Annotated in this window: 23 protein-coding genes; 15 read left to right on the top strand and 8 right to left on the bottom strand. The window is 56.6% G+C overall.

Annotated features, from left to right (window positions below):
• Nucleotides 1-45: 45 nt before the first annotated feature.
• Nucleotides 46-612 (bottom strand): dCTP deaminase, encoded by a 567-nt coding sequence (gene dcd, locus B2A78_RS13250; RefSeq protein ID WP_077730477.1) that lies wholly within the window; start codon nucleotides 610-612, stop codon nucleotides 46-48.
• Nucleotide 613: 1 nt separating this feature from the next.
• Entirely contained in the window at nucleotides 614-1,702 is a 1,089-nt protein-coding gene (gene apbC / locus B2A78_RS13245; protein ID WP_077730476.1) for an iron-sulfur cluster carrier protein ApbC, read from the bottom strand.
• A 158-nt stretch (nucleotides 1,703-1,860) separates the two neighbouring features.
• On the opposite strand from apbC, the gene metG reads away from it, so the two are divergent.
• Complete coding sequence (metG, locus tag B2A78_RS26620; RefSeq protein WP_276205395.1) at nucleotides 1,861-4,113, top strand: methionine--tRNA ligase; 2,253 nt, start codon at nucleotides 1,861-1,863, stop codon at nucleotides 4,111-4,113.
• A 45-nt stretch (nucleotides 4,114-4,158) separates the two neighbouring features.
• Here the strand turns inward: metG and B2A78_RS13235 are convergent, their stop codons facing one another.
• The 6 genes from B2A78_RS13235 to flgA all read right to left on the bottom strand — a co-directional run bounded on the left by B2A78_RS13235 (nucleotide 4,159) and on the right by flgA (nucleotide 8,323).
• Complete coding sequence (locus B2A78_RS13235) at nucleotides 4,159-4,431, bottom strand: DUF4242 domain-containing protein (protein WP_077730474.1); 273 nt, start codon at nucleotides 4,429-4,431, stop codon at nucleotides 4,159-4,161.
• A 93-nt stretch (nucleotides 4,432-4,524) separates the two neighbouring features.
• Nucleotides 4,525-5,871, bottom strand: coding sequence for a selenium-binding protein SBP56-related protein (locus tag B2A78_RS13230; RefSeq protein WP_168175420.1), 1,347 nt, complete (start codon nucleotides 5,869-5,871; stop codon nucleotides 4,525-4,527).
• Nucleotides 5,872-5,940: 69 nt separating this feature from the next.
• Nucleotides 5,941-6,546 carry a TetR/AcrR family transcriptional regulator gene (locus B2A78_RS13225; protein WP_077730472.1) on the bottom strand — a complete coding sequence of 202 codons (606 nt, stop codon included), beginning with the start codon at nucleotides 6,544-6,546 and terminating at the stop codon, nucleotides 5,941-5,943.
• Nucleotides 6,547-6,752: 206 nt separating this feature from the next.
• Nucleotides 6,753-7,241: a flagellar protein FlgN gene (locus B2A78_RS13220; RefSeq protein WP_077730471.1), complete on the bottom strand. Its 489-nt coding sequence runs from the start codon at nucleotides 7,239-7,241 to the stop codon at nucleotides 6,753-6,755.
• The gene (gene flgM / locus B2A78_RS13215) at nucleotides 7,238-7,540 is read right to left on the bottom strand and encodes a flagellar biosynthesis anti-sigma factor FlgM (RefSeq protein WP_077730470.1); all 303 of its coding nucleotides are present in this window, start codon (nucleotides 7,538-7,540) and stop codon (nucleotides 7,238-7,240) included. The genes B2A78_RS13220 and flgM overlap by 4 nt, the downstream gene beginning before the upstream one ends.
• 84 nt (nucleotides 7,541-7,624) lie before the next feature.
• A complete protein-coding gene (flgA, locus tag B2A78_RS13210) occupies nucleotides 7,625-8,323 on the bottom strand; it encodes a flagellar basal body P-ring formation chaperone FlgA (protein ID WP_168175414.1) in 699 nt (232 codons plus the stop codon).
• 115 nt (nucleotides 8,324-8,438) lie between these two features.
• On the opposite strand from flgA, the gene B2A78_RS13205 reads away from it, so the two are divergent.
• The 14 genes from B2A78_RS13205 (at nucleotide 8,439) to B2A78_RS13140 (ending at nucleotide 23,284) form a co-directional block, all read left to right on the top strand.
• Nucleotides 8,439-9,392, top strand: a complete 954-nt coding sequence (locus tag B2A78_RS13205; RefSeq protein ID WP_077730468.1) for a chemotaxis protein CheV — start codon at nucleotides 8,439-8,441, stop codon at nucleotides 9,390-9,392.
• A gap of 58 nt (nucleotides 9,393-9,450) precedes the next feature.
• A complete protein-coding gene (locus B2A78_RS13200) occupies nucleotides 9,451-10,293 on the top strand; it encodes a protein-glutamate O-methyltransferase CheR (protein ID WP_077730467.1) in 843 nt (280 codons plus the stop codon).
• Nucleotides 10,294-10,448: 155 nt separating this feature from the next.
• Nucleotides 10,449-10,841 carry a flagellar basal body rod protein FlgB gene (gene flgB / locus B2A78_RS13195; RefSeq protein ID WP_077730466.1) on the top strand — a complete coding sequence of 131 codons (393 nt, stop codon included), beginning with the start codon at nucleotides 10,449-10,451 and terminating at the stop codon, nucleotides 10,839-10,841.
• A gap of 2 nt (nucleotides 10,842-10,843) precedes the next feature.
• Nucleotides 10,844-11,263, top strand: a complete 420-nt coding sequence (flgC, locus tag B2A78_RS13190) for a flagellar basal body rod protein FlgC (RefSeq protein WP_077730465.1) — start codon at nucleotides 10,844-10,846, stop codon at nucleotides 11,261-11,263.
• A gap of 11 nt (nucleotides 11,264-11,274) precedes the next feature.
• Entirely contained in the window at nucleotides 11,275-11,943 is a 669-nt protein-coding gene (locus B2A78_RS13185) for a flagellar hook assembly protein FlgD (RefSeq protein ID WP_077730464.1), read from the top strand.
• Nucleotides 11,944-11,974: 31 nt separating this feature from the next.
• Entirely contained in the window at nucleotides 11,975-13,240 is a 1,266-nt protein-coding gene (flgE, locus tag B2A78_RS13180) for a flagellar hook protein FlgE (protein ID WP_077730463.1), read from the top strand.
• A gap of 25 nt (nucleotides 13,241-13,265) precedes the next feature.
• Nucleotides 13,266-14,006, top strand: coding sequence for a flagellar basal-body rod protein FlgF (gene flgF, locus B2A78_RS13175; RefSeq protein ID WP_077730462.1), 741 nt, complete (start codon nucleotides 13,266-13,268; stop codon nucleotides 14,004-14,006).
• Between the two features lie 25 nt (nucleotides 14,007-14,031).
• Nucleotides 14,032-14,820 (top strand): flagellar basal-body rod protein FlgG, encoded by a 789-nt coding sequence (flgG, locus tag B2A78_RS13170; RefSeq protein ID WP_077730461.1) that lies wholly within the window; start codon nucleotides 14,032-14,034, stop codon nucleotides 14,818-14,820.
• 8 nt (nucleotides 14,821-14,828) lie between these two features.
• Nucleotides 14,829-15,506 carry a flagellar basal body L-ring protein FlgH gene (flgH, locus tag B2A78_RS13165; RefSeq protein ID WP_077730460.1) on the top strand — a complete coding sequence of 226 codons (678 nt, stop codon included), beginning with the start codon at nucleotides 14,829-14,831 and terminating at the stop codon, nucleotides 15,504-15,506.
• A 17-nt stretch (nucleotides 15,507-15,523) separates the two neighbouring features.
• Complete coding sequence (locus tag B2A78_RS13160; protein WP_077730459.1) at nucleotides 15,524-16,633, top strand: flagellar basal body P-ring protein FlgI; 1,110 nt, start codon at nucleotides 15,524-15,526, stop codon at nucleotides 16,631-16,633.
• Between the two features lie 10 nt (nucleotides 16,634-16,643).
• Nucleotides 16,644-17,618: a flagellar assembly peptidoglycan hydrolase FlgJ gene (gene flgJ, locus B2A78_RS13155; protein ID WP_077730458.1), complete on the top strand. Its 975-nt coding sequence runs from the start codon at nucleotides 16,644-16,646 to the stop codon at nucleotides 17,616-17,618.
• A gap of 71 nt (nucleotides 17,619-17,689) precedes the next feature.
• Nucleotides 17,690-19,369 (top strand): flagellar hook-associated protein FlgK, encoded by a 1,680-nt coding sequence (gene flgK, locus B2A78_RS13150; protein WP_077730457.1) that lies wholly within the window; start codon nucleotides 17,690-17,692, stop codon nucleotides 19,367-19,369.
• Nucleotides 19,370-19,371: 2 nt separating this feature from the next.
• Nucleotides 19,372-20,670, top strand: coding sequence for a flagellar hook-associated protein FlgL (gene flgL, locus B2A78_RS13145; RefSeq protein ID WP_077730456.1), 1,299 nt, complete (start codon nucleotides 19,372-19,374; stop codon nucleotides 20,668-20,670).
• Between the two features lie 127 nt (nucleotides 20,671-20,797).
• On the top strand, nucleotides 20,798-23,284 hold the full coding sequence (locus tag B2A78_RS13140; protein ID WP_240502522.1) for an FtsX-like permease family protein: 2,487 nt from the start codon (nucleotides 20,798-20,800) through the stop codon (nucleotides 23,282-23,284).
• Nucleotides 23,285-23,308: the final 24 nt, after the last annotated feature.

Raw genomic sequence — 23,308 nt, 5'->3', positions numbered from 1 at the left:
GGAAATCTCTGTCTCGAAAACAGCTACCGATACCTGCTCGAATTATTATGTCTTGGGCAAGGTCACGCCGGTCTGTCCCTGATACTTCCCGCCACGATCCTTGTAAGAAACTTCGCAAATCTCGTCCGCACCGATGAACAGCACCTGGGCCACCCCTTCATTGGCGTAGATTTTGGCGGGCAGCGGCGTGGTATTGGAAAACTCCAGGGTCACATGCCCTTCCCACTCCGGCTCCAACGGCGTCACGTTGACGATGATTCCGCAGCGGGCATAGGTGGACTTGCCGAGACATATGGTCAGCACGTCGCGCGGAATGCGGAAATATTCGACGGTCCTCGCCAAGGCGAAGGAATTGGGCGGGATGATGCACACGTCCGAGCTCACGTCGACGAAGCTGTTTTCGTCGAAATTTTTCGGGTCTACTATCGCGGAGTTGATGTTGGTGAAGATCTTGAATTCGCTCGAACAGCGAATGTCGTAGCCGTAACTCGATGTTCCGTAGGAAATGACGCGGGAATTCTGCACCTCCCTTACTTGCTGCGGCTCGTAGGGCTCGATCATCCCATATTCTTCCGCCATGCGACGGATCCAGCGGTCTGATTTGATGCCCATGCTAGTCGTTGACGATGGTGATAGTGGGGAAACGCGCACTGTAATCCTTCGCCTTCAAAGCCAATCGGGCCGCCATTTTACGGGCCACGTCCTTGTAGATTTGCGCCGGCTTGCTGTCCGGCTCGGCGACGACCGTGGGATGGCCGCCGTCCGCGTTCTTCCGGATGCTGATGTCGAGCGGCAGAGAACCGAGTAGCTCGACGCCGTATTTTTGGGCCATCTTGTCACCGCCGCCTTCGCCGAAGATCGGCTCGGCATGGCCGCAATTCGAACAAATATGAATGCTCATGTTTTCTACGATCCCCAAGACCGGCACCCCCACCTTTTCGAACATCTTTAGGCCTCTCTGGGCATCCAATAACGCAATGTCCTGAGGCGTGGTTACTATGATCGCGCCTGACACGGGAATCTGCTGCGCCAGCGTCAATTGAATATCGCCGGTACCGGGCGGCAAGTCGATGATCAGATAATCCAGGTTGTCCCACTTGGTGTCCTTGAGCAATTGTTGCAAGGCACCGGTCACCATGGGGCCGCGCCAGATCATCGGTGCGTCCTCCTCGATCAGATAACCGATGGACATGGATTGAACGCCGTAGGCGACCATCGGGATCAACCGGTTTCCGCCTTCGGTATCCGGGCGCCCGGAAATCCCCAGCATGAGCGGTTGGCTTGGTCCGTAAATGTCGGCATCCAGAATACCGACTCGCGCACCTTCCGCCGCTAATGCCAGCGCCAGATTCGCGGCGGTCGTCGATTTCCCGACACCGCCTTTGCCGGAAGCGACCGCGATGATGTTCTTGACGCCGGGCATCGGCTTTAGATTCTTCTGGACCGAGTGGGAAACGATCTCCGTAACGATTTCCACCGTCACCTCGGTCGCGCCGGTTTCCGCACGGAGCTTTTGTTCGATCAGATTCTTGAGTTCGGCGTGGAAACTGGCCGCCGGGTAACCCAGAGCCACTTTCACCCGAATCCGGGAGTCGTCTATTTCGATTTTCTTGATCGACTTGGTCGATACCAAATCCCGCTCCAGATCGGGATCCACCAAGGTCTTAAGGGCATTCTCAACATCGGATTGAGTCAGCGGCATTCGAATCTCCGGCATCTCGGGCCAAATAAGGCGTTATTCTACACAATTGGCCGCGAAGCTTAACGGATCAAAGGCTTCTTCGACTGGCGACGCACCAGGTTCGGAGCCCCACTCTACGGCGTCCGCCGTGGCTATGCGCCTCTGAACGCTCGGCCGAAATGTGGGATAATTTTGCGACCCAAGAAAACATTGAATTTCGCCACATGACCACCCATCGAACGATCCTCGTCACCAGCGCCCTACCCTATGCCAACGGCCCCATTCACTTGGGCCATCTGGTCGAGTACATACAAACCGACATCTGGGTGCGATTTCAGAAGATGCGCGGCAACACCTGCCATTATGTCTGCGCCGACGACACCCACGGCACGCCCATCATGCTCAGGGCCGAAAAGGAAGGCATCGCCCCGGAGGAACTGATTCGACGGGTCCATGGCGAGCATCTTAGGGACTTTACCGGTTTTCACATCGAGTTCGACAACTATTACTCGACCCATTCGGAGGAAACCCGGCAGTTAGCCGAAACCATTTACGGTCGGCTGAAAGAACGAAAGCTGATCGAGGACCGCTCGATCGAGCAGTACTATGATCCGGTCAAGGAAATGTTTCTCCCGGACCGCTTTATCAAGGGCGAGTGCCCAAAGTGCCATGCCAAGGACCAGTACGGCGATTCCTGCGAAGCCTGCGGTGCAACCTATTCGCCGACCGACCTAATCAACCCCTATTCCGCCGTTTCCGGCGCAGCTCCGGTGCGGAAGGAGTCGGTGCATTACTTTTTTAAACTTTCGGATTCGCGTTGCCATGATTTCCTAAGCAAATGGACAACCGGGCAACTCACTCCCGAACCCCCACTTCAAACCGAAGCCGCCAACAAAATGGCGGAATGGTTCGAGGCGGGGCTCTCCGACTGGGACATTTCCCGCGACGCGCCCTATTTCGGATTCGAAATCCCCGACGCGCCGGGCAAATTCTTCTATGTCTGGCTGGACGCTCCCATCGGCTACATGGGCAGCTTCAAGAACCTGTGCGAGCGGCTGAATCTCGATTTCGACCAATATTGGAACAAGGATTCGAGTACCGAGCTCTACCACTTCATCGGCAAGGACATTCTCTATTTCCACGCGCTGTTCTGGCCGGCGATGCTGGAACACTCGGATTTCCGCACTCCCACCAAGATCTTCGCCCACGGCTTCTTGACCGTGAACGGCGAGAAAATGTCCAAATCCCGCGGCACTTTCATCACGGCGGAAAGTTATCTCCAGCAGGGCTTGAACCCCGAATGGCTGCGCTATTACTACGCCTGCAAGCTGAATGGGACGATGGAGGACATCGATCTCAACTTGGAAGATTTCGTGGCGAGGGTGAATAGTGATTTGGTTGGGAAGTACGTCAATATTGCCAGCCGGACAGCTGCATTTATCACTAATTCGTTTAATGGTCGCTTAGCAAATATCCCTGAACCAACCCATCAAAAACTTGAGCAATCTTTCGCCGCTATTACAAATCGTGAGTTCGAGCGGGACGATTTTTCGGAGAGTTATATTCGAAAGGTTTTCGAAGAGGAAGCAGAATGGCTCACTAGGCTCGGCAGTCCTGAGATTTTGCTTCGGGATTTTCAAGCCGCATCAAAGGAGTTGATCCGACTATATGATGCGCGGCTATTTAATCAAGCCTTGCGCCTAATTATGTTACTGGCAGACATTGCCAACAAATACGTTAGCGTTAAAGAACCTTGGAAACTCTCCAAGGCCGGCCCCAGCCAGGAATTACATCAAGTAAGCTCCGTCTGCATCAACATCTTTAGATTACTCTCCCTGTACCTAAAACCAGTGCTGCCTGGTTTGGTCTCAAACGTAGAGGCGTTTCTTAACATTCCACCACTTACATGGGAGGACGCGTTCACTCTCTTGCCGGAAGGGCACGTTATCAAGCCTTATCAACACCTAATGTCTCGCATCGACCCTAAACAAATCGAGTCACTCGTGGAAGCCAACAAACAGAACCTGCAAGCCGCCGTCCAGCCGGAACCTCATTCCCAGCAGCGTCACGCCGAGCATCAGCAACACGCGATTCAACCGATCGCCGACACCATATCGATCGACGACTTCGCCAAGATCGATCTGCGCATCGCCCGCATCGCCAAAGCGGAGCACGTGGAAGGCGCCGACAAGCTGTTGAAGCTGACTCTGGATATCGGCAGCGAAACCCGGACGGTGTTTGCGGGCATCAAATCGGCCTACGATCCGGCGAAACTGGAAGGAAAACTGACCGTGATGGTCGCGAATCTCGCGCCGCGCAAGATGAAGTTCGGTCTGTCGGAAGGCATGGTGCTGGCCGCGAGCGACGAACGCGGAGGACCGTTCGTTTTAATCCCGGACGAAGGCGCGCAGCCGGGAATGCGGGTCAAGTAGTCGAAGCAGGCGTGGGAACGGTCGGAGCCGTTCCCACGCCCCTCATCACTCGCCGGTCGTCGGATCGATTACCGTCTTGATTTCCGAAATCCGATTGGCCGGGAAGCCGCCCTCTTGGGCATGCTGCCGGATCATTTCCTCGTTGGGCGCGATATAGACGCAATAGACCTTGTCATCGGTGACATAGCTCTGCAGCCATTGGATTTGCGGCCCCAAGCGGTTCAACACGCTGCACGATTTCTGCGAAATGGCATGCAAATCCTGATCGGACAGTTTTCCCGCTCCAGGAATATCGCGTTCGATTAGATACTTGGGCATGTCAGCCTCCTCTCATTGAGAAAGTAAGCAAAAGTCGTCAAAAAACCGTCGGCACTTCGGAGCCGCGTGATGGCCGCTACGAAGTACATCACATCAGCGACGCTGAAATTCCGCGAAAATCTCCGCCGGCTTTGCTTCGGCCACGCTCTTATACAGCGAGTAAGCGCCAAAACGCATCTGGTGCGGGCGTCCGAGCTTTTCCTTGTAGAAGTCGATAGCGAACTGCTCTTTCAACTCCTTGCCGTCCCAGTGATAGAGCTTCAGGTACTGCTCATTGTCCTTGCCCTTCTTGTCCCAGTTGGCAAGCAGCGACGAAGTGTAGTAAAGCCGTTTCCCGTCCCAGCTCGACGACACCATATTGACTTGCGCGCCGATGTGCTTCTCGTAGATTTGCACCGGTTTGTGCGGATTCGAGATATCGAATGCCCGGGTGTTGCCGTCCATGAAGGTATTCACCCAAAGCCGCTTGTCGTCGTTGGAGATCGAAATATCGACGGGCAACGGCACCTTCGAGGGATCGCCGATATCCGCGACTTCCTTGGCTTGCCACTCGCCCTTGTCATCTTCGTAGATCAGCCAGATCTTGGAGGTGAGTGCCGTCGTGGTGAAGCAGTAGTTGTGGTTTTCTTCCCAGGCGCAACGCACTTCCAGGGGCGAACCCGGTACGTCGAACACCTTCTTAGGCTTGCGGCTGTGAAGATCCCAGACGACCACCGTATTGCCGAAATGCTTCATCGCCTCCTTGTCGGACAGCATCTTGCCGAAGTCCATCATGTAGTTGTTCCATCCGGTGAAGGACGAGGAAACCAGCACGTTGCGCCTCGGCAGCGCACGCACGTCGTAGTTGTAGCCGTCGGCATACTTGCCCGTCTTCACGGCACCACGCAGATCGCTGTCGGTGGGCACCCAGTGAGTCGCCACGTAATCGCCCTGGTTGGTGTATTCCACCATCGCCGTCCGTCCGCCGTGATCCTTGTTGTTCGAGAGCCCCGTGATCAGCATCCGTCCCGGCAAAGCGTAAAACGAGTGAGGCCCGACCACGCCGCCGCTTTTCGCGACGAAATCGGTAATCGTTTTATGCAGCTTGGGCTTGGCTGGATCGCTATGGACGTCGAAGATGAAAATCTTGCTGGTGTCCAACCCGCCAGCCCAGAGATAATTCCGGTCGTCGGTAAAATCGGAATGGTGCGCTTCGTTACGTCCGCCAACAGAGCGACTGTCCACTACCTTCCCGTATTTGGGCGACTTCGGATTGATGTCCACGGTCACCAGCTTGTCCTGCTCGTCGCCGACACCCGTCGCACCCAGGGTCCAAACGTATACGTAATCTTCCTGCCCCGTGATTTTCGCCATATAAGGCGACAGACAGGTCTCATCCGCCTGGACGGGGGACATGCCGATTCCAGCCAAAACCAGTCCGGATGCCAATCCCAGCGTCATGCCCCGAACCGCCCGAACCAGATTCTTTTCTCTTATCCGTTGCTTTTTCATCGCATAACCTCTTGGTTTTTAGTCACTCTTGGGTTTGAAATAGTCGTCGAGCAAATGGCTCAAACAGACCTCCAACGGACGTACGGATTGCTCGACTTTCATTCGCAGCAAAGCGCCTTGCAGGCCATCAGCAAGCAAGTCCGCCATCAATTCGGCCGACAGATCGGCGCGTATCGTTCCTTCCGCCTGGGCGCGAGCTAAACCTTCCGTGTACTTATCCCTGTAACGATGAAAGGCATCCCGGAGAGCGGCCATACAGGTCTCGTTGGTATCTCCGATCTCGCCGATCAGGTTGCCCAGTAAACATCCTCCTTTGAACTGTCTCCGCTCCAATTCTGCGATCAAATCGCAGAAATAACGTTTCATCGCGGACAGCGCATCCAACTCCGGCCGACTCAGGTAATCGCCCAATTGTCGAATGAATGGCTCTATGTAGTGCTGGACCACTTCCGCCCCGAACTCCTCCTTGCTAGAGAAGTAGTTGTAAAACGATCCCTTCGGAACCTGAACGCTGGACAGCAAGTCCTGTAGACCGGTGCCGTGATAGCCATGCTCCATGAGCATGGCAACACCCTGGTCCAAAAGCTTTTCGCGAGTAATCTGTTTGTTGCCGATTCGAGCCATGTGGCGACTATACGACCGGTCGTCTACTTATGCAATAAAAATTATTACAAGGAAGAAATCCGGGAGGCGCCCGGTGCCTCGATCGGAGGCAGCAGAGGCACATGGCAATTTGTCCGAAATTGAAGGATTCGAGCCGGATAGTGATGCTGCGGCCGGTTAGCGCCCTGTTCACTGGCACCTGCGACGGAAACCGCCTGGCACGGCGGTCAGGCCGAGAATGACTGGCGTGAAGTTTCTCCGCGGCGCGTCGACCCATCCGGCCCGTAGGTCGCATCCGCCGACGAAGCGCCGTAGAGAAAATTCAAACTGGAATCGATATGACGCTGCAAGAGCGCGATATAAGCGCCGTTAAGCTCATTCTGCTTTCTGCAAGCCGAACCGAGGCGCACGATTTCCCGCCATTCGGCAAGGAGGGCTCTGGTCTGCGGCGACTCGGGATCGAGCCGATCAAGGAAGGCCGCAACGCCGCCTTCGTTGCCCTGAAAACCGCAAGCGCGGACGAGATGGTTCTGCCGAGCGGCCAAATCGTTGAGCAGGAATGCGAGTTTCTGTTTCTTCGAGGCGGTCAGTTCCAACGCCTCCGTGTCGCGCGCCGCTAGACTTCGCGCCTCCTCCTCAAGCAGCCTGGACATTTCGCCGAGTCCGTCCAGCGTTTGGCTGAAAAGGTCGTGAAGATCCTGGCCGTGCGCGATCATGAAAATTCAGGAAGCTTTTGTTCCATGGCGATCAGCTTTTCGGCCGCTCGCTGCGGGTTGATCTCGTAGTTTCCCGACTGAACCGCGCTGGCAATCCGGGCCACTCGCGCGTCGTCGACCGAGGGTTCGCTCAACAGACGTTGTTTGATCTCGGAGAGCCGAAGCGACATTTCGGGCGACACCCTAGCACTGGAGGTCGATGAGGCATTGCCTCCGCCTGTACCTGCCGCGGTACTCGATTTCTTTTGTAGTCCGCCGACGGAAAGACCACTAACGCTGTTTTGAAGTTTGATTTCCATGACCGTATCCTCTCGGAAGTTTCAATTCTTATCGGCCTCCCGACGGCGAACTTTAGCGCAAAACTACGTTTTTCTGTCCGGCGTTCAAAGCCGTATCAATACGAGGCCAGGACCTGCAACCGTACCTTCCACGATTCTCGCGGATTGGTCGTTGCGAACGCGAATACGCTGCCCCGCCTCCCCATCATTCAGAGCTTGTCCCGACATCTTGACGGCAAAATGACTGCTCTCCGCCTGAATAATGACCTTCTGTCCACGCCGAATCATTTTCGGCACAGATAACCATTCGGGGCTCAGTACCGCGCCGGCCGCCAAGGTGCGTTTGACGGGCCGATTGACGACCGGATCGAAAGAAGTGAAATAACTGCCGCGCAAGTTCGCGAGGTCTCGTTTTTCGAAGCCGAGATCCGCCTCGGTGAGAACTGAGCCTTGCCGGACGGCGTTTTTCAGAACGACGACTTCCCGATACGCTTTCACGTGAACCTTGTTGTACACGGTCCAAGAATGCGTTCCTTCGCAACGCACGCCGACGGAAAGAAAACCGCTTTCGCGCCGCCCTGGAAGAAAGAAGGCCTCCAGCGGCCGATCGCAAAGCGGCAATTGCAGACGACCGTCCAGCCTGACCGGGTCTGCCTGGAATTCCTGATTCCGCTGACGGAAATCCGACTCGATCAGGGCCATTATCGCAGCTGCTATCGATTCGTTGGTTTGCAGGCGGTCTGCCGCGAAAGCCGCGGGAATCGCCAGCGCGAGCAGAAGCAGGAATTTGAGTTTGGCACGCATAGATAACCTCCGATGATGGACCAAGACATGCATCTAATATGCCGCGCCGGACTCAAGCGGATCGCACGCCTGCCGCTACACTTTAGTCACCGTCAATCTTCCCAGGAAATTCACAATGGCAAGCATACTCGAAGGCGTAGATCAAAGAACTAAGCTCGCGGGACATAACCGCCTCGAGCTGCTGCTCTTCAAACTCGGCGGCAACCAGCGCTTCGGTATTAACGTGTTCAAGGTGCAGGAGGTCATACAGTGCCCGCCCTTGACTCAGCTGCCGAAATCGAACCCGGTGATTTGTGGCGTCGCTCACTTGCGCGGCAAGACCATACCCATGATGGATCTCTCCATGGCAATTGGCGCGCGCCCGCAACCGCGCGACGGGAGTGGCTATGTCATCATTACCGAGTACAATCGATCCACCCAAGGATTCCTCGTCAGCACTGTCGATCGCATCATCAATATGGGATGGGAGCAGATTCAGCCGCCGCCGAAAGGCGCAGGCAAGGAAAGCTATTTAACCGCTGTAACGCAATACGAGAAAGAACTCATCGAAGTTATCGACGTTGAAAAAGTGATGAAGGAAGTCATGGGCGAGTGCGACCAGGTTTCGGACGGTGTGATCGAGGAGGACGCCAAGAACCTTGAGCAGCATGTACTCGTCGTGGATGATTCATTTGTGGCCCGCAATCAAATTCTGCGTGTTTTGAACCAACTCGAAGTGGAGAGCACAATTGCCAAAGATGGTCAGGAGGCGTTGGAAATCCTCGAACATTGGATATCGGAAGGAAAAAATTTGAACGAGTACTTGGCGATGATCATTTCCGACGTGGAGATGCCTCGAATGGACGGCTATACGCTCACGACCAAGGTACGCAAAGACCCTGCTATGAAGGAAGTATACGTATTGCTCCATACCTCCCTGAGCGGAGTTTTCAATCAGGCGATGGTTGAAAAAGTCGGCGCCAACAAATTCCTCGCCAAATACGATCCGGACGATCTTGCTCGGGTCGTACAGCAACGCCTCAAAGACCATATCGCCGCGCAAGCGACAACAGGGCGCAGGGACTTCTGAACTGGCTATATCGGGCAAAACGCAAGCGCCGTCCATCGGCGTGTCGATTGGAGTATTCATGAATTCGGACTTGAATCCCGAAGCGTTCGCGGTGTTCCAGAAATTTCTCGTGGACGCCTGCGGGATATTGCTCAGCGACAACAAGCAATACCTGGTGAAGAATCGTTTGACCGGCCTGCTAAAAGAGAGTGATTATTCATCCATAGCGCAGTTGGTAACTGCGCTCCGAAGCGATGCTGTCTCCGCTAAGCTCAGAACCCGTATTATCGATGCCATGACCACGAATGAGACTTTTTGGTTTCGTGACAACACCCATTTCGAAGAACTTAGAAATGTTCTCTTGCCTGCCTGGGCAGCCAACAAAACCGGCGGCACCTTGAGAATTTGGTCCGCAGCCTGCTCTTCGGGACAGGAGCCTTATTCGATAGGCATCTGCGTCGAGGAATTTTTTCGTTACGGTTGGACCGGCATCAAAAGAAACGTACAGGTCATCGGGACCGATATTTCGGAATCGGTTTTGGCCGAAGCTTCTCAGGCCGTCTATAGCGAAATGGCCTTGTCGCGCGGACTGGATGAAAATCTGAGGTCACGCTACTTCGATCGCTATCAGGACAAGTGGAAACTTAAATCGGAGATCGTTGATCGGGTCCGATTCCAACAATTCAACCTGCTCAAGCCTTTCGCGGCGCTGGGCAGGTTTGATATCGTCTTTTGCCGTAACGTACTGATTTACTTCTCCGAAGAATTGAAGCGCGATATTTTGACGCGCATGGCCAAAGCGCTCAATCCAGGCGGCTATCTGTTCCTAAGCAGCACGGAATCCCTTCCCTCCGGACTCGATCTTTATGAAACCGTTCGCGGGGCCTCTTGTCGCTATTACCGTCTAAAGCCGGCCTTCTGACGCCACCCGGCAAATTTGCCGTCTCAAGTGGCGAAAAATTGCCGCCGTTTTTTTCCGCTCTCACGTCTTAATTTGCAAGCCTTTGTTTAAACAAAGGCTTTTTACGTGGCATACCTCGTGCTTAACGCTACATAGCTGGCAACGAGGATATGTTTATGACGATCAACTTCGACAATGCCCTCGGCATTCATCCCCTGGCACTGAAACTCCGCGACCGCCGTACCGAGTTGTTGGCCTCCAACCTGGCCAACGCCGACACGCCGAATTACAAGGCCCGCGATCTGGATTTCCGTTCGGTACTGCAAAGCGTCCACACGTCCCCTCTCAAGCTCGCGGCTACACAAGCCGGGCATGTGACTGCGACAGCGCCCGGATCGCGGGGAGAAGCCCTGTATCGGCTACCGTCGCAACCTAGTCTCGACGGCAATACGGTGGAAACCGAGCAGGAACAGATGCGTTTCGCCGAAAACGCGGTGCAATACCAGGCCACGCTCAACTTCTTGAGTGGCAAGATCGCCTCTCTGCGAACCGCCTTAACAGGAGAATAACCATGTCGTCGTTCAAAATCTTCGATATCGCCGGCTCCGGCATGACTGCGCAGTCGCTGCGGCTCAACCTGGTAGCCAGTAACTTATCCAATGCGGACAGCGTCAGCAGCAGCGTCGAACAGACTTATCGATCGCGACAGCCCGTATTTGCGGCACAGCTTCAGGAGGCCGTGGACAAGCGAAACACGCCGGTCGGCGTGCAGGTACTCGGCGTCGTCGAGAGTCAGGCGCCCTTGCGCATGGAATATGCGCCGGACCACCCGATGGCCAACGACGAAGGCTATATCTTCAAGCCGAACGTCAACACAATCGAAGAACTGACCAATATGATGTCCGCGTCCCGCTCCTACCGGGACAACGTCGAAGTGGCGAATACCGCCAAGCAACTGATGCTTCAGACCCTGCGTCTCGGACAGATCTGAGGTGACCGATCATGAGCCTAGACATCAACACGCTCAAATCGCTTGGCCTGACCGAAACCGCGGCACCGACTCGGAAGCGCAACGAACTGGGGCAAGAAGATTTCTTCAAGCTGATGGTTACCCAGTTGACCAGTCAGAATCCTTTAAAGCCTCAGGACGGCGCCGAATTCGTCAATCAGCTGGCGCAGTTCAGCACCGTCACGGGAATCCAGCAATTGCAATCCTCGTTCGCCGACTTTGCGGCGTCCGCCAACAAGGAACAGGCCTTGATGGCCGCGAACCTGGTGGGACGATCCGCGCTGATCGCGTCCGATAAAGCGATTCTGGCCGCGAACGGCACGATCCAGGGCGAGTTGGCCGTGCCGTACGAGGCCTCGCAGGTCAATATTCGGATCATGGACAAGAACGGCAACTTGATCCGCACATTGGAACTCGGGCCTCAAACCGAAGGGCCGTTGTCGTTCGAGTGGGACGGAAAACTGGACGATGAATTGCACTTTGCCGATCCCGGACTTTACAGGATCAAAGCCGAGGCCGTTATCGCCGGCAAAACGACTGCGCTCGAAACCCAAATCGCCGCGCCCGTGGAAAGCGTAACCGTGGGCGGCTCGAAAGGCATGGAAGTCCAGCTCAGCGGTCTCGGACGTTACACCCTGGGCGATATCCGGGCTGTCCTTTAATGAACATCATAGTCATCTAGCGAGGTAAAACATGGCTTTTAACAGTGCCTTGAGCGGCCTGAATGCCGCATCCAATATGCTCTCGGTGACCGGCAACAACATTGCCAACGCCAATACGACCGGATTCAAGAAATCGCGCTCCGAATTCGCCGATGTCTATGCGAGTAGCTTGGGAGGCGTCTCGTCCATCACGCCAGGAGCCGGTGTCCGGGTCACCAATGTGGCGCAACAGTTCACCCAGGGCAACCTGGATTTCACCGAGAACAACCTCGATCTCGCGATCAGTGGCGAAGGCTTTTTCGTCATGGGGGACAACGTCAACAACATCAACGAACGGGTCTACACCCGCGCCGGTTCTTTTCACATGGACCGGGAAGGCTATGTGGTCAATCACCTCGGCCAGCCGCTGCTGGTTTATGCGCCGAACGGCGAAACAGTCGAGGAAGGCTTCAGTACCGGCGTATTCCAGACCCTGCAACTCGATTCTACGCAGGGCTTACCGAAAGCCACGAGCTCGATAGACATGAGCGTCAATCTGGATTCGCGCAAAACCACGCCCGCCACATCGCCTTTCGACCCGGCAGACCCCACCAGCTATACCCACGCAACATCGGTCACGACATACGACTCGCTTGGCAACACCCACATCGCGACCAGTTACTACGTCAAAGGTGCGGCGCTGAATGCCTGGGATCTATATGTCTATGTGGACGGGGTAGACATGCTGGACGACGCGGCCCCCAACTCGATTCCTCTGACATTCGACAACGACGGCAAGCTCGCCTCGGTCGACGGCAACCCGGCAACGACCCAATTCACGACCGACTTAGTGTCCATCAACCCCAGCGCCCAACCCATCCAGCTCACCATCGATCTGGCCGGTTCGACACAACTGGGCAGCGCGTTCAGCGTCGACACCTTGAACCAAGACGGTCTGACCATCGGCCGGCTCACCGGCGTGGACATCGACGACACCGGTGTCGTTTTTGCCCGTTTCAGCAACGGCGGCTCCAAACCGCTGGGCCAGGTGGCCATGGTCCGATTCCAAAACCCGCAAGGATTGTCCAAGCTCGGCGATACCACCTGGGGAGAAAGCGCAAACTCCGGGGTGCCGATCAATGGCGTAGCCGGCACCAGCAGTTTCGGTTCCATCAAGGCTGGCGCCCTCGAAGGAGCCAACGTGGACCTGGCCCAGCAGCTGGTCAATCTGATTATCGCCCAACAGGCGTATCAGGCGAACGCGCAGACCATTTCCACCGAAAACACGATCACCCAGACACTGCTCAACATTCGTTAACACCCGATAGCCAGGAACTCCGACCATGGATCGCAGCCTTTATGTCGCCATGAGCGGTGCCAAGCAGATTCTGCTGGCGCAGGCATCCAACGCCAATAATCTCGCAAATGCAAATACGCCGGGGTTTCGAGCGGATTTCGAGCAACTCCGCTCGATGCCGGTATTCGGAAACGGCTATCCGAGTCGGGTCTACGCCATGACCGAGCGCCCTGGCGTCGATTTGTCGACGGGCTCCCTGCAAACCACCGGGCGCGACCTCGACGTCGCGATCAACGGAGATGGCTGGCTGGCCGTGCAGGCCAAGGACGGCAGCGAAGCTTACACCCGGGCCGGAGACTTACATATTACGCCTGCAGGGCAGCTGGTCACCGGCAGCGGTCTGCCGGTGCTCGGCAACGCGGGCCCCATCGCCATTCCGCCCGCACAGAAGGTCGAAATCGGCTCAGACGGCACCATCAGCATCATTCCGCAGGGTGCCAACGCCACCGCCCTGGCGATTCTCGACCGCATCAAACTGGTCAAACCCGAAAAATCGCAGCTTGAAAAAGGCGAGGATGGCCTGATGCGAATCAAGGACGGTACTCCCGTAGAAGCCACCAACGAGGTTCAACTGGTAACCGGATCACTGGAGGGCAGCAACGTCAGCACCGTGGAAGAAATGGTGCAAATGATCGAACTGGCGCGTGAGTTCGAATACCAGATCAAGATGATGAAGACCGTCGAAGACGACGGCAATGCCAGCGCCGAGCTCATGCGGATCGGCTAAAAGACACTCCAAGAGGTTCACGACCATGACCACCCCTTCCCTTTGGATCGCCAAGACCGGCCTGGATGCGCAGCAAACCCATATGTCGGTGATTTCGCACAACCTGGCCAACGTCAACACCACCGGCTTCAAAAAAGAGCGAGCTTTGTTCGAAGACCTGCTGTACCAGAACGTCAGGCAGGTAGGCGCTCAGTCCACGCAAAACACGACTCTGCCTTCCGGCCTGCAATTGGGCACCGGCGTAAGGACGGTCGCCACGGAAAAGATTCATACTCAAGGCAACATCCAACAGACTGGAAATTCCCTGGATATCGCCATCAACGGCCGGGGCTTTTTCCAGATCCTGATGCCGAACGGCGATCTCGCCTACACCCGGGACGGGTCCTTCAAGCTCGACTCCAATGGACAAATCGTTACCAACGGCGGCAACCCCTTGGAACCGGCCATGACCGTGCCCCAGGGCGCCCTGAGCGTCACTATCGGCAACGACGGTACGGTATCCGTGCTCGAACCGGGAAACCCCACCCCCAACGTCATCGGCGAAATCCAGCTGGCGGACTTTATCAACCCGACGGGATTGGAACCAATCGGTGAAAACCTGTACCGGGAGTCGGTTTCGAGCGGTGCTCCGATCGTCGGCGTACCGGGAGAAGACGGTATCGGAAAGCTCGTCCAGGGCTCTTTGGAAACCTCGAACGTGAACGTGGTGGAAGAACTGGTCAATATGATCGAAACCCAACGCGCTTACGAAATGAACTCCAAAGCGATCGCAACCACGGACGAGATGCTCGGGTTCGCCACCAATACTCTCTGATTGATCCGATGAAATACGCGGCTTTCATTCTCATCCTGCTGACCTTGAACGGCTGTGCCGCCATCCTCAATCCGCCGCCGCGCCGGGATCCCGCCTACGCGCCGGCCCGTCCCGAGGACATGACGCCGCCCATGCAGAATCCCGGCGCAATTTTCCAGTCCGGCTACGACATGCGGTTATTCGAGGATCATAAAGCGCGCCGGGTAGGTGACACCCTTACCATTAAGCTGGTCGAACGGACGAATGCCCAGAAAGACGCGGACACCAAGGCTGACCGTTCGGCAACTACCCAGGTAAAGGCACCCATGCTGATGGGGCAGGAAGCGGCTGAAATTCTCGGCTACAACGTATCCAGCAGTCTGGAATCGACCCACAAATTCGAAGGAAAAGGCGAAAGTAATCAGAGCAATCTCTTGACGGGAAACATCAGCGTGACCGTGGTGGAAGTCCTGCCCAACGGCAATCTTCGGGTACGAGGCGAAAAACGGGTCGGCCTGAACCAAGGCAACGAATACATCAAGCTCTCGGGGCTGGTGCGTCCGGTCGATATCGACACCACCAATAGCGTGGATTCCACCAAGGTCGCCGACGCGACCTTCATTTACAATGGAGAGGGCGTAGTGGCGGACGTCAACCGCATGGGCTGGCTGCAACGTTTTTTCACCAGCATACTGTTCCCGTTCTGATCGACTGAGGTAAGACCATGGCTAGGTTCACTCTGCACTCAGTCATAAAAATCGGTCTTCTCGGCTTGGCGTTCTCACAATCCCCGGCGATGGCTGAACGGGTCAAGGATATCGCCTCGGTCGCCGGGGTCCGCAGCAACCAGCTGATCGGGTACGGGCTGGTCGTCGGTCTGAACCGCACTGGCGATAAGAACCGCTTCACCAGCCAAACCCTGCGCAACATGCTGCTCCAATTGGGCGTCACCGTGCCGCCGGGTATCGACCTGAAATCCAAAAATATCGCCGCCGTATCCGTACAAGCCGACCTTCCGGCATTTGCAAAGCCCGGCCAAACGATAGATGTGAACGTTTCATCTTTGGGCGATGCCACCAGTCTCCGCGGCGGCAGCCTCTTGATGACGCCCCTCAGGGGCGCCGACGGCCAGATCTACGCGGTTGCCCAAGGCAATCTCGTCGTCGGCGGGTTAAGCGCTCAAGGCCTAGACGGCTCCAAGGTTACCGTCAACGTGCCCAGCGCCGGCCGGATTCCGAACGGAGCCACGGTCGAGCGCGAAGTTCCGACAGGATTCGCGCAAGGCAGCCATCTGATACTCAACTTGCATACGCCCGATTTCACCACCGCCAACCAAGTGGCCGACATCATCAATCGAACTTACGGCGGAAGCGTGGCGCGCGCCTTGGACGCGGCGTCCGTTCAGGTCAGCGCACCCCATGATCCGGCTCAGCGGGTCTCGTTCACGTCGCTGATCGAAAATCTGGACGTGAGTCCGGGCGAAGCCCCTGCCAAGGTCATCGTCAATTCGCGTACCGGGACGGTAGTGATCAGCAGCCATGTCCGGGTTCAACCCGCCGCGGTGACCCACGGCAACCTCTCGGTGACCATCAGCGAAAAGCCCATCGTCAGCCAACCTCCGGCCTTATCCGGAGGTTCGACCGCCATAGTGCCCCGCTCGGACGTAACCGTGAACGAGGAAGCGAATCGCATGTTCGTTTTCAATCCCGGCGTATCGCTGGATGAAATCGTGCAGGCGGTCAATCGCGTGGGCGCTGCACCGAGCGACCTCGTCGCCATTCTGGAAGCCCTGCGAAGCGCCGGAGCGTTGCGGGCCGAGCTGATCGTGATATAGGAGAACCGGCATGATAAAGCAGACTGGCATGGCCGATGTGTATACCGATTTCAACGGCACCGCCCGGCTCAGGAATCAGGCCAAGCATGATCCGAAAGCGGCGCTGAACGAGACCGCCCGGCAATTCGAGTCTCTGTTCATCCAGATGGCCTTGAAAAGCATGCGGGAGGCGGTCCCGAACGGCGGGCTCACGGACGGCAAGCAGTCGCAGATGTTCCGCGACATGTACGATCAGCAATTGGCGGTGGAACTCGGCAAGCGATCCAGTCTCGGCCTCTCCGATATGCTGGTTCGGCAACTGGGCGGCGAAAAGTCCTCCGATGAGGCGAAACCCGGCATGGGTCTGGACGATTACCGCGGCAACGCGTTAGTCAGGATCGATAAGGGATCTTCCGAGCATACAACAGCCGAAAATTCGAAATCGGATTATGGAGCTGGAGCTCGGATGACCGATAAAGCTCGCGTGCAACCTCGGTCCGCCCAGAGTGACTCCCGAACCGGAGCATTCGCCAATCCCGAGGAATTCGTAAAAGCGCTCTGGCCTCATGCTCAGGAAGCGGCCGCCGAACTGGGCGTCGACCCCAAGCTGCTGCTGGCGCAGGCGGCTTTGGAAACGGGCTGGGGAAAATCCATGGCGGCACGAGGGAACGACGGACACAGCCATAATCTGTTCGGCATCAAGGCGGACCGGCACTGGAGCGGCCGTCATATGACCGCCCGCACCCTGGAATACGCCGACGGTATCGCCGTGCGTAATAGAGCAGCATTCCGCACCTACAACGATTACGCCGAGAGTTTTCGCGATTACGTGCAGTTCCTTAAGACCAACCCTCGTTACGCAACGGCCTTGGAGCATGCCGATAATCCACGGCAATTCATGGCTTCATTGCAAAAGGCCGGCTACGCCACGGATCCTTATTATGCACGCAAGGTTCTCTCCATATACGAGGAAAATCGTGCGCTTGAAAAGTTGCCCGTTGCCTGATCCGGTCTTCAGTTAGGACGATCGGTGCCGATAACAGGCGTAAGAACATTATCCATTCGAGTGGTTGAATCATGGCTGGCGGACTTCTTGGCATAGCGACATCCGGACTGATGGCGGCTCAGCGCGGATTGGCGACGACCGGACACAATATCGCCAACGTCAACACCGACGGCTACAGCCGCCAAAGAACGGAACAAGTCGAGCGCTTGCCTTCGTTTACCGGGGCGGGATTTGTGGGCAACGGCGTCGACGTTGCGTCCATTACCCGCTCCTACGACAGTTTTCTTAACGCTCAGCTCCGAAGCAGTCTCTCCGCGCATGGGGAATTGGAGACGTATCACGACATGGCTTCACAGGTCGACAACTTCATCGCCGATCCGGACGCCAGTCTGTCGCCCTCGCTCCAATCGTTCTTTAACTCGGTGCAGGACGTAGTCAACGACCCCACATCCATCGCCGCGAGACGCGTCATGCTGACCGAAGGCGAAACGCTGGTGCAGCGTCTTAATACGCTGAACGGCCGCATGGATGAGCTGCGCAGCCAAGTGAATCAGAGCCTGAGCACCAATATCGACGAGATCAACGGTCTGGCCAGAGGTATCGCCTCTTTGAACGAGCGCATTGTTGTTGCCTATAACCAAGCAGGCAAACCGCCCAATGATTTGCTCGATCAGCGCGATCTGTTGACCGAACAGTTGGCGCAGAAAGTAGGCACCAGCTTGTTCGAGCAAAAGGACGGCTCTTTGAACGTGTTTATAGGCAGCGGACAGGCACTGGTGATGGGCTCGACGGCAAACCAGCTCAGCTTGCAGAACTCGGCCTATGATCCCAATCAGAAAGACATTGCCATTACCGCCGGCGGCTCCGGCTCCGGCGCCGTTGTCGTGACCGCCGCTATCAGCGGCGGAGAAATCGGGGGATTGTTGCGCTTCGGCAGCGAGGTACTCGACCCGGCCCAAAACGCCCTGGGCCGTATCGCTGCGGGGCTCGCCGCAACATTCAACGCGCAGCACTCGCTCGGCTCCGACTTGAACGGAAGCGCCGGTGCCGATTTCTTCAGCGACGTTACAAACGCCGCAATCGGCCAGTATAGTTGGTTCGGCAGGCAAACGAATAGCGGCAACGCCATATTATCCGTCGCGTTCGACAACAGCGCTGGAAACGGTTCCTCCGATCTAACCGCAAGCGACTATCGCCTGGACTACGACGGCGCCAATTACACCCTCACGCGCCTGAGCGACAATACGCAATTCAACAATGCGACCGGTGCCTTTGCCATAGATGGCTTGGCTATCGGCATTGGCGGCGGTGCTGTAGCAGCCGGCGACAGCTTTCTCATTCGCCCGTTCCGCCGGGTAGCCGGCGATCTAAGCGTTTCGCTGACCGACCCCCGAGAAATTGCTGCAGCTGGGTCGCCTTTTGCAGGCCCCGGTGACAACACCAACGCCCGCGCCCTGGCTCAACTACAGACAATGCCCTCGCTTTTGGGCGGTAAAGCGAGTTACCAGGACGCTTATAACGAGATCGTGGGCGATGTGGGCACGCTGACCCACGCCGCCGACATCGACAGCACCGCTCAGAAACAATTGCTCGACCATGCTCGACAGGCACGAGACTCGGTTTCAGGGGTGAATCTCGATGAGGAAGCCGCCAACCTGCTTCGGTATCAACAAGCCTATCAAGCCGCCGCGCAGTTGATTCCCGCGCTGAACAGTATGTTCGACGCACTGATCGGAGCCGTAAGGAGATAAGCATGCGTATTTCGACGCCCTTGATGGAACAATTCGGCATCGACGCCATCCTCAGGCAGCAGGCGAAGCTCTCCAAGACCCAATTGCAGCTCTCCACCGGCCAGCGCATTCTGACGCCCTCGGATGATCCCAGCGCCGCGGTACGTGCGCTGGACTTGAAGGAGTCGCTGGAAAACAATCGGCAATTTCAGTCCAACATTCAGGCTGTTCGCTCGAGACTCGAATTTGAGGAATCCACTTTGGCGGGAGCGGACAACGTGTTGCAGCGCGCACGTGAATTGGCTGTCCGAAGCCTCAATGATACGCTCAGCCCGAGTGATCGGCAGGCGATCGGGCAGGAAATGCAGCAGCTGTTGGACGAAATGCTCGGACTGGCGAATACGCGCGACGCCAACGGCGAATATATTTTCGCCGGCTTCCGTTCCGATACCGTCCCGTTCGCATTTGACGGCGGCCGGACGCCGCCGAGCTACGTCTATCAAGGCGACAAGAATCAGCGCCTCTTGCAAATCGCTCCGCAACGACATTTGGCCGACGGCGATTCCGGATTTTCCATATTCGAGAATATTCCTTCGAGCTCGGGTGCCAATGCGATCGCGGCCTCAGGCGGTACCCAGAACATACTCAATACCTTGTACTCCCTCACCCGGACTTTGAGCGGACAGTTCACCGCATCCCACGGCGCCGTTATGGGAACGAACGATCTGTCCTCCGGCATTGACTACAGCGGCGGCCCGGCAAAGAATTTTGATCTGGCCGTTGATGGCGGTGCGCCGGTCACGGTTTCCGTTGCCGCGGCGAATTATGCTTCAGCGGATGATCTCGTTGCCGCCATAAACGCCGGCATCAACGCCACCGCTTTGAATGGAACCGTGGTCGCCCAACATCGATCAGGCTTTATCGAGTTCGTATCGACAACCACCGGGACTGCCTCATCCGTGGAGATCAGTGACGACACCGATGGAGTCCTGACCGATTTCGGCTTCGCCGGCCCACAGACCGGCACAGGAGCCGACGTTGCTTTCCACGACGCTGCCAGCGCCGCATTGAAGGACATCGATGCCGCCCTCCAGAACGTCCTGGATACCCGCGCCAGCGTCGGCGCACGCTTGAATGCGCTGGACGAACAAGAGGATGTTCACGACAAATTCATCATCGACACCCAAGCGAATCTTTCCGAAATAGAGGATCTGGACTACGCAGAAGCAATCAGTCGGTACAACATCCAGTTTGTCGCGCTACAGGCTGCGCAGCAAGCTTATGTTAAAGTACAAGGACTGTCTCTTTTCAGTTATCTTTAAGCGGTAAACGCGGCATTCCGTGCCTCTTCCCGGTGCGAGCCCTTCCGGGCGTTATTCGCACGTTCGAATTTATTTTCGGCCGATTTGTCTTTGATTCAGGCATCCCTTTTGCAGTGAAAATGGCATTGTGGTTAGAAACTTCAAGCTTGCCCTGAAGCTGATCGCACGCGATTGGCGTAGCGGCGAATTAACCATCCTGATGGCGGCCCTCCTGATCGCAGTGGCCAGTTCCACCGCGGTCAGCCTGTTGGGCGACAGATTGACCCGTACGATGAGTCTCCAGGCGGCGGAGTTCTTGGCAGCCGATCTCGTTATCGGCGGCCATCAGGAGCCATCGGATGCTTGGCGGCAACAGGCGTCCGCACAGGGGCTGCTAGTCGCCGGTACCACCGAATTTTCCAGCGTTTTGATCGAAAACGACGAACTGCTTCTGGTGGGCGTCAAAGCCGTCGAGGAAGGTTATCCGCTACGCGGCTCGCTTCGCACCACTCTGGGCGATGTCACGGCCGCAGTTGAAACCCACGACATCCCGAAAAGCGGGGAGGCTTGGGTGGAGCAGCGCGTGCTCACAACCTTGGGTTTGAGCTTGGGCGGCGAAATCACAGTGGGTGAAAAACCGCTGCGAATCACTCGCATTCTCACCCATGAACCCGACCGCCGTGGCGATCTCTACAGCCTCTCGCCCCGGGTGCTGATGAATCGAGCCAATGTCGCCGAGACCCGGGTCATTCAACCCGGAAGTCATGTTCATTATTACGAATTGTTTGCCGGGGACGAGCGTGCGCTACGCACATTCAAGCTATGGCTCAAGCCCCAACTGCATCCGGGTCAACGTATTCTCGACGTACACGAGGATCGGCCCGAACTGGGCAATGCCCTGAACCGTGCAGAGCGTTATCTGGGACTGACCAGCATTGCCGTGGTGTTGATTTCGGGCGTTGCCATCGCCATGACTGCGCGCCGCTACACCGAACGGCACTACGACATGACCGCGATGCTCAAGTGCTTGGGTGCTCGCGAGCGGGACGTCCTGTGGATCTACGCCAGCCAGTTTTTGATCGTCGGCCTCGTCGCGAGCTCGTTGGGTTGCGCTTTGGGATACCTGGCTCAGCACGGTGTGATCCAGTTGCTCCGCTCTTTGCTGCCCCATACCTTAGCCGGTCCCGGTTGGCTCGCAGTGATCTTCGGCGCGGCCACGGGACTCCTGATCCTGCTCGGCTTCGCCCTGCCTCCCATACTCAGGCTCAAGCGACTCGCTCCCCTGCGAGTACTGCGCCGCGATCTGGAACCTCTGCCGTCCAGCGCTTGGGTGGTATACGGATTAGCCGCCCTTACTCTGAGCGCACTTCTTTGGCGCTATACCCGCGATTGGACGATGACCGTCAGCGTATTGGCGATCGCTGGCGCTGCGATAGCGCTGTTCAGCCTGCTCGGCTTATCGATGCTGGGGCTTGGCCGTCTGCTCCTGCCTTACGTGTCGCTGTCATGGCGCTTCGGTCTCCAGCACTTGACCCGTCAGCCGCGACTGGGAGTTAGCCAGATACTCGCTTTCGCCCTAACCCTGGTGGCCATGCAGGTCAGTATTTTGGTGCGTACCGAACTGCTGCAGGAGTGGAAGCGCCAACTGCCCGAGGATACCCCTAATCATTTCGCACTGAATTTATTCGATACCGATTTGGCGCGATTTCGCAACACGCTGAACCAAGAGGGTATCGCCAGCAGCGCTTACTATCCGATCGTGCGCGGCCGTTTGACTGCCGTTAACGGTAAAGACGTCTTCGAAATCGTCCACAAAGACTCGCGCGCTGAAGCATCGATTAATCGCGAACTTAGCCTTACCTGGGCGTCGGAACTGCCGCCCGACAACCGTGTAGTTCGGGGAAAATGGGTCGACGGAAGTGGTCCCCTGAGCGTTTCGGTGGAAACCGAGCTAGCCAAGAGTCTAGATATCGAGCCAGGCGACAAACTCACATTCAATATTGCGGGACAGGAGCTTATCGCTACCGTCATCGGCACCCGCAGCGTCCGCTGGGATACCATGACCCCGAATTTTTTCATGATTTTTTCGCCGGGAAGCCTCGATACGTATCCGCACACTTGGCTCACCAGCTTTTATGTGCCACCAGAGCTTAAGCCAGTACTGGGACAGTTGGCCAAATCGTTCCCGAGCATGACAATCCTGGAAGTGGACGCGCTGCTGAAACAGTTTCAGACCATCTTGCGACAAGTGACGAGCGCCATCGAATATGTCTTGCTATTGGCTTTGGCGGCGGGATTTACCGTGCTGTTCGCCGCGGTCCGAGCGACGCTGGATGAACGTATCTACGAGGATGTGTTGCTTCGGACCATGGGCGCCAGCCGGCGCTTGTTGCGGAATGCCCAATGGGTGGAATTCGCCGCGTTGGGATTCTTGGCCGGCATCCTGGCATCGGCCATCAGCGAGGTGATCGCGTGGACATTGTTCAGCCGGGTGTTTGACTTAGCGTATCGTTTCCATTGGGAAACCTGGCTGGCCACCCCTGTTTTAGGTGCGCTGGTGGTTGGGCTGGCAGGCTATCTGAATACACGGTCGGTCGTAAAAAACAGCCCAATGCGCGTGCTGCGAGAACTTTAGAGTACGAGAAAACAAGAAATGGCG

Origin of the sequence: Methylocaldum sp. 14B, assembly GCF_002005105.1 — a bacterium.
Taxonomy (GTDB): Bacteria; Pseudomonadota; Gammaproteobacteria; order Methylococcales; family Methylococcaceae; genus Methylocaldum.
The sequence above is the reverse complement of the archived record's forward strand: the minus strand, read 5'-3'. Positions and strand labels throughout refer to the sequence as shown.

What these genes read in the sequence shown, in the direction of transcription:
- dcd (WP_077730477.1), bottom strand. Translation starts at nt 612, where the DNA reads ATGGGCATCAAATCAGACCGCTGGATCCGTCGCATGGCGGAAGAATAT.
- apbC (WP_077730476.1), bottom strand. Translation starts at nt 1,702, where the DNA reads ATGCCGCTGACTCAATCCGATGTTGAGAATGCCCTTAAGACCTTGGTG.
- metG (WP_276205395.1), top strand. Translation starts at nt 1,861, where the DNA reads ATGTGGGATAATTTTGCGACCCAAGAAAACATTGAATTTCGCCACATG.
- B2A78_RS13235 (WP_077730474.1), bottom strand. Translation starts at nt 4,431, where the DNA reads ATGCCCAAGTATCTAATCGAACGCGATATTCCTGGAGCGGGAAAACTG.
- B2A78_RS13230 (WP_168175420.1), bottom strand. Translation starts at nt 5,871, where the DNA reads ATGACGCTGGGATTGGCATCCGGACTGGTTTTGGCTGGAATCGGCATG.
- B2A78_RS13225 (WP_077730472.1), bottom strand. Translation starts at nt 6,546, where the DNA reads ATGGCTCGAATCGGCAACAAACAGATTACTCGCGAAAAGCTTTTGGAC.
- B2A78_RS13220 (WP_077730471.1), bottom strand. Translation starts at nt 7,241, where the DNA reads ATGATCGCGCACGGCCAGGATCTTCACGACCTTTTCAGCCAAACGCTG.
- flgM (WP_077730470.1), bottom strand. Translation starts at nt 7,540, where the DNA reads ATGGAAATCAAACTTCAAAACAGCGTTAGTGGTCTTTCCGTCGGCGGA.
- flgA (WP_168175414.1), bottom strand. Translation starts at nt 8,323, where the DNA reads ATGCGTGCCAAACTCAAATTCCTGCTTCTGCTCGCGCTGGCGATTCCC.
- B2A78_RS13205 (WP_077730468.1), top strand. Translation starts at nt 8,439, where the DNA reads ATGGCAAGCATACTCGAAGGCGTAGATCAAAGAACTAAGCTCGCGGGA.
- B2A78_RS13200 (WP_077730467.1), top strand. Translation starts at nt 9,451, where the DNA reads ATGAATTCGGACTTGAATCCCGAAGCGTTCGCGGTGTTCCAGAAATTT.
- flgB (WP_077730466.1), top strand. Translation starts at nt 10,449, where the DNA reads ATGACGATCAACTTCGACAATGCCCTCGGCATTCATCCCCTGGCACTG.
- flgC (WP_077730465.1), top strand. Translation starts at nt 10,844, where the DNA reads ATGTCGTCGTTCAAAATCTTCGATATCGCCGGCTCCGGCATGACTGCG.
- B2A78_RS13185 (WP_077730464.1), top strand. Translation starts at nt 11,275, where the DNA reads ATGAGCCTAGACATCAACACGCTCAAATCGCTTGGCCTGACCGAAACC.
- flgE (WP_077730463.1), top strand. Translation starts at nt 11,975, where the DNA reads ATGGCTTTTAACAGTGCCTTGAGCGGCCTGAATGCCGCATCCAATATG.
- flgF (WP_077730462.1), top strand. Translation starts at nt 13,266, where the DNA reads ATGGATCGCAGCCTTTATGTCGCCATGAGCGGTGCCAAGCAGATTCTG.
- flgG (WP_077730461.1), top strand. Translation starts at nt 14,032, where the DNA reads ATGACCACCCCTTCCCTTTGGATCGCCAAGACCGGCCTGGATGCGCAG.
- flgH (WP_077730460.1), top strand. Translation starts at nt 14,829, where the DNA reads ATGAAATACGCGGCTTTCATTCTCATCCTGCTGACCTTGAACGGCTGT.
- B2A78_RS13160 (WP_077730459.1), top strand. Translation starts at nt 15,524, where the DNA reads ATGGCTAGGTTCACTCTGCACTCAGTCATAAAAATCGGTCTTCTCGGC.
- flgJ (WP_077730458.1), top strand. Translation starts at nt 16,644, where the DNA reads ATGATAAAGCAGACTGGCATGGCCGATGTGTATACCGATTTCAACGGC.
- flgK (WP_077730457.1), top strand. Translation starts at nt 17,690, where the DNA reads ATGGCTGGCGGACTTCTTGGCATAGCGACATCCGGACTGATGGCGGCT.
- flgL (WP_077730456.1), top strand. Translation starts at nt 19,372, where the DNA reads ATGCGTATTTCGACGCCCTTGATGGAACAATTCGGCATCGACGCCATC.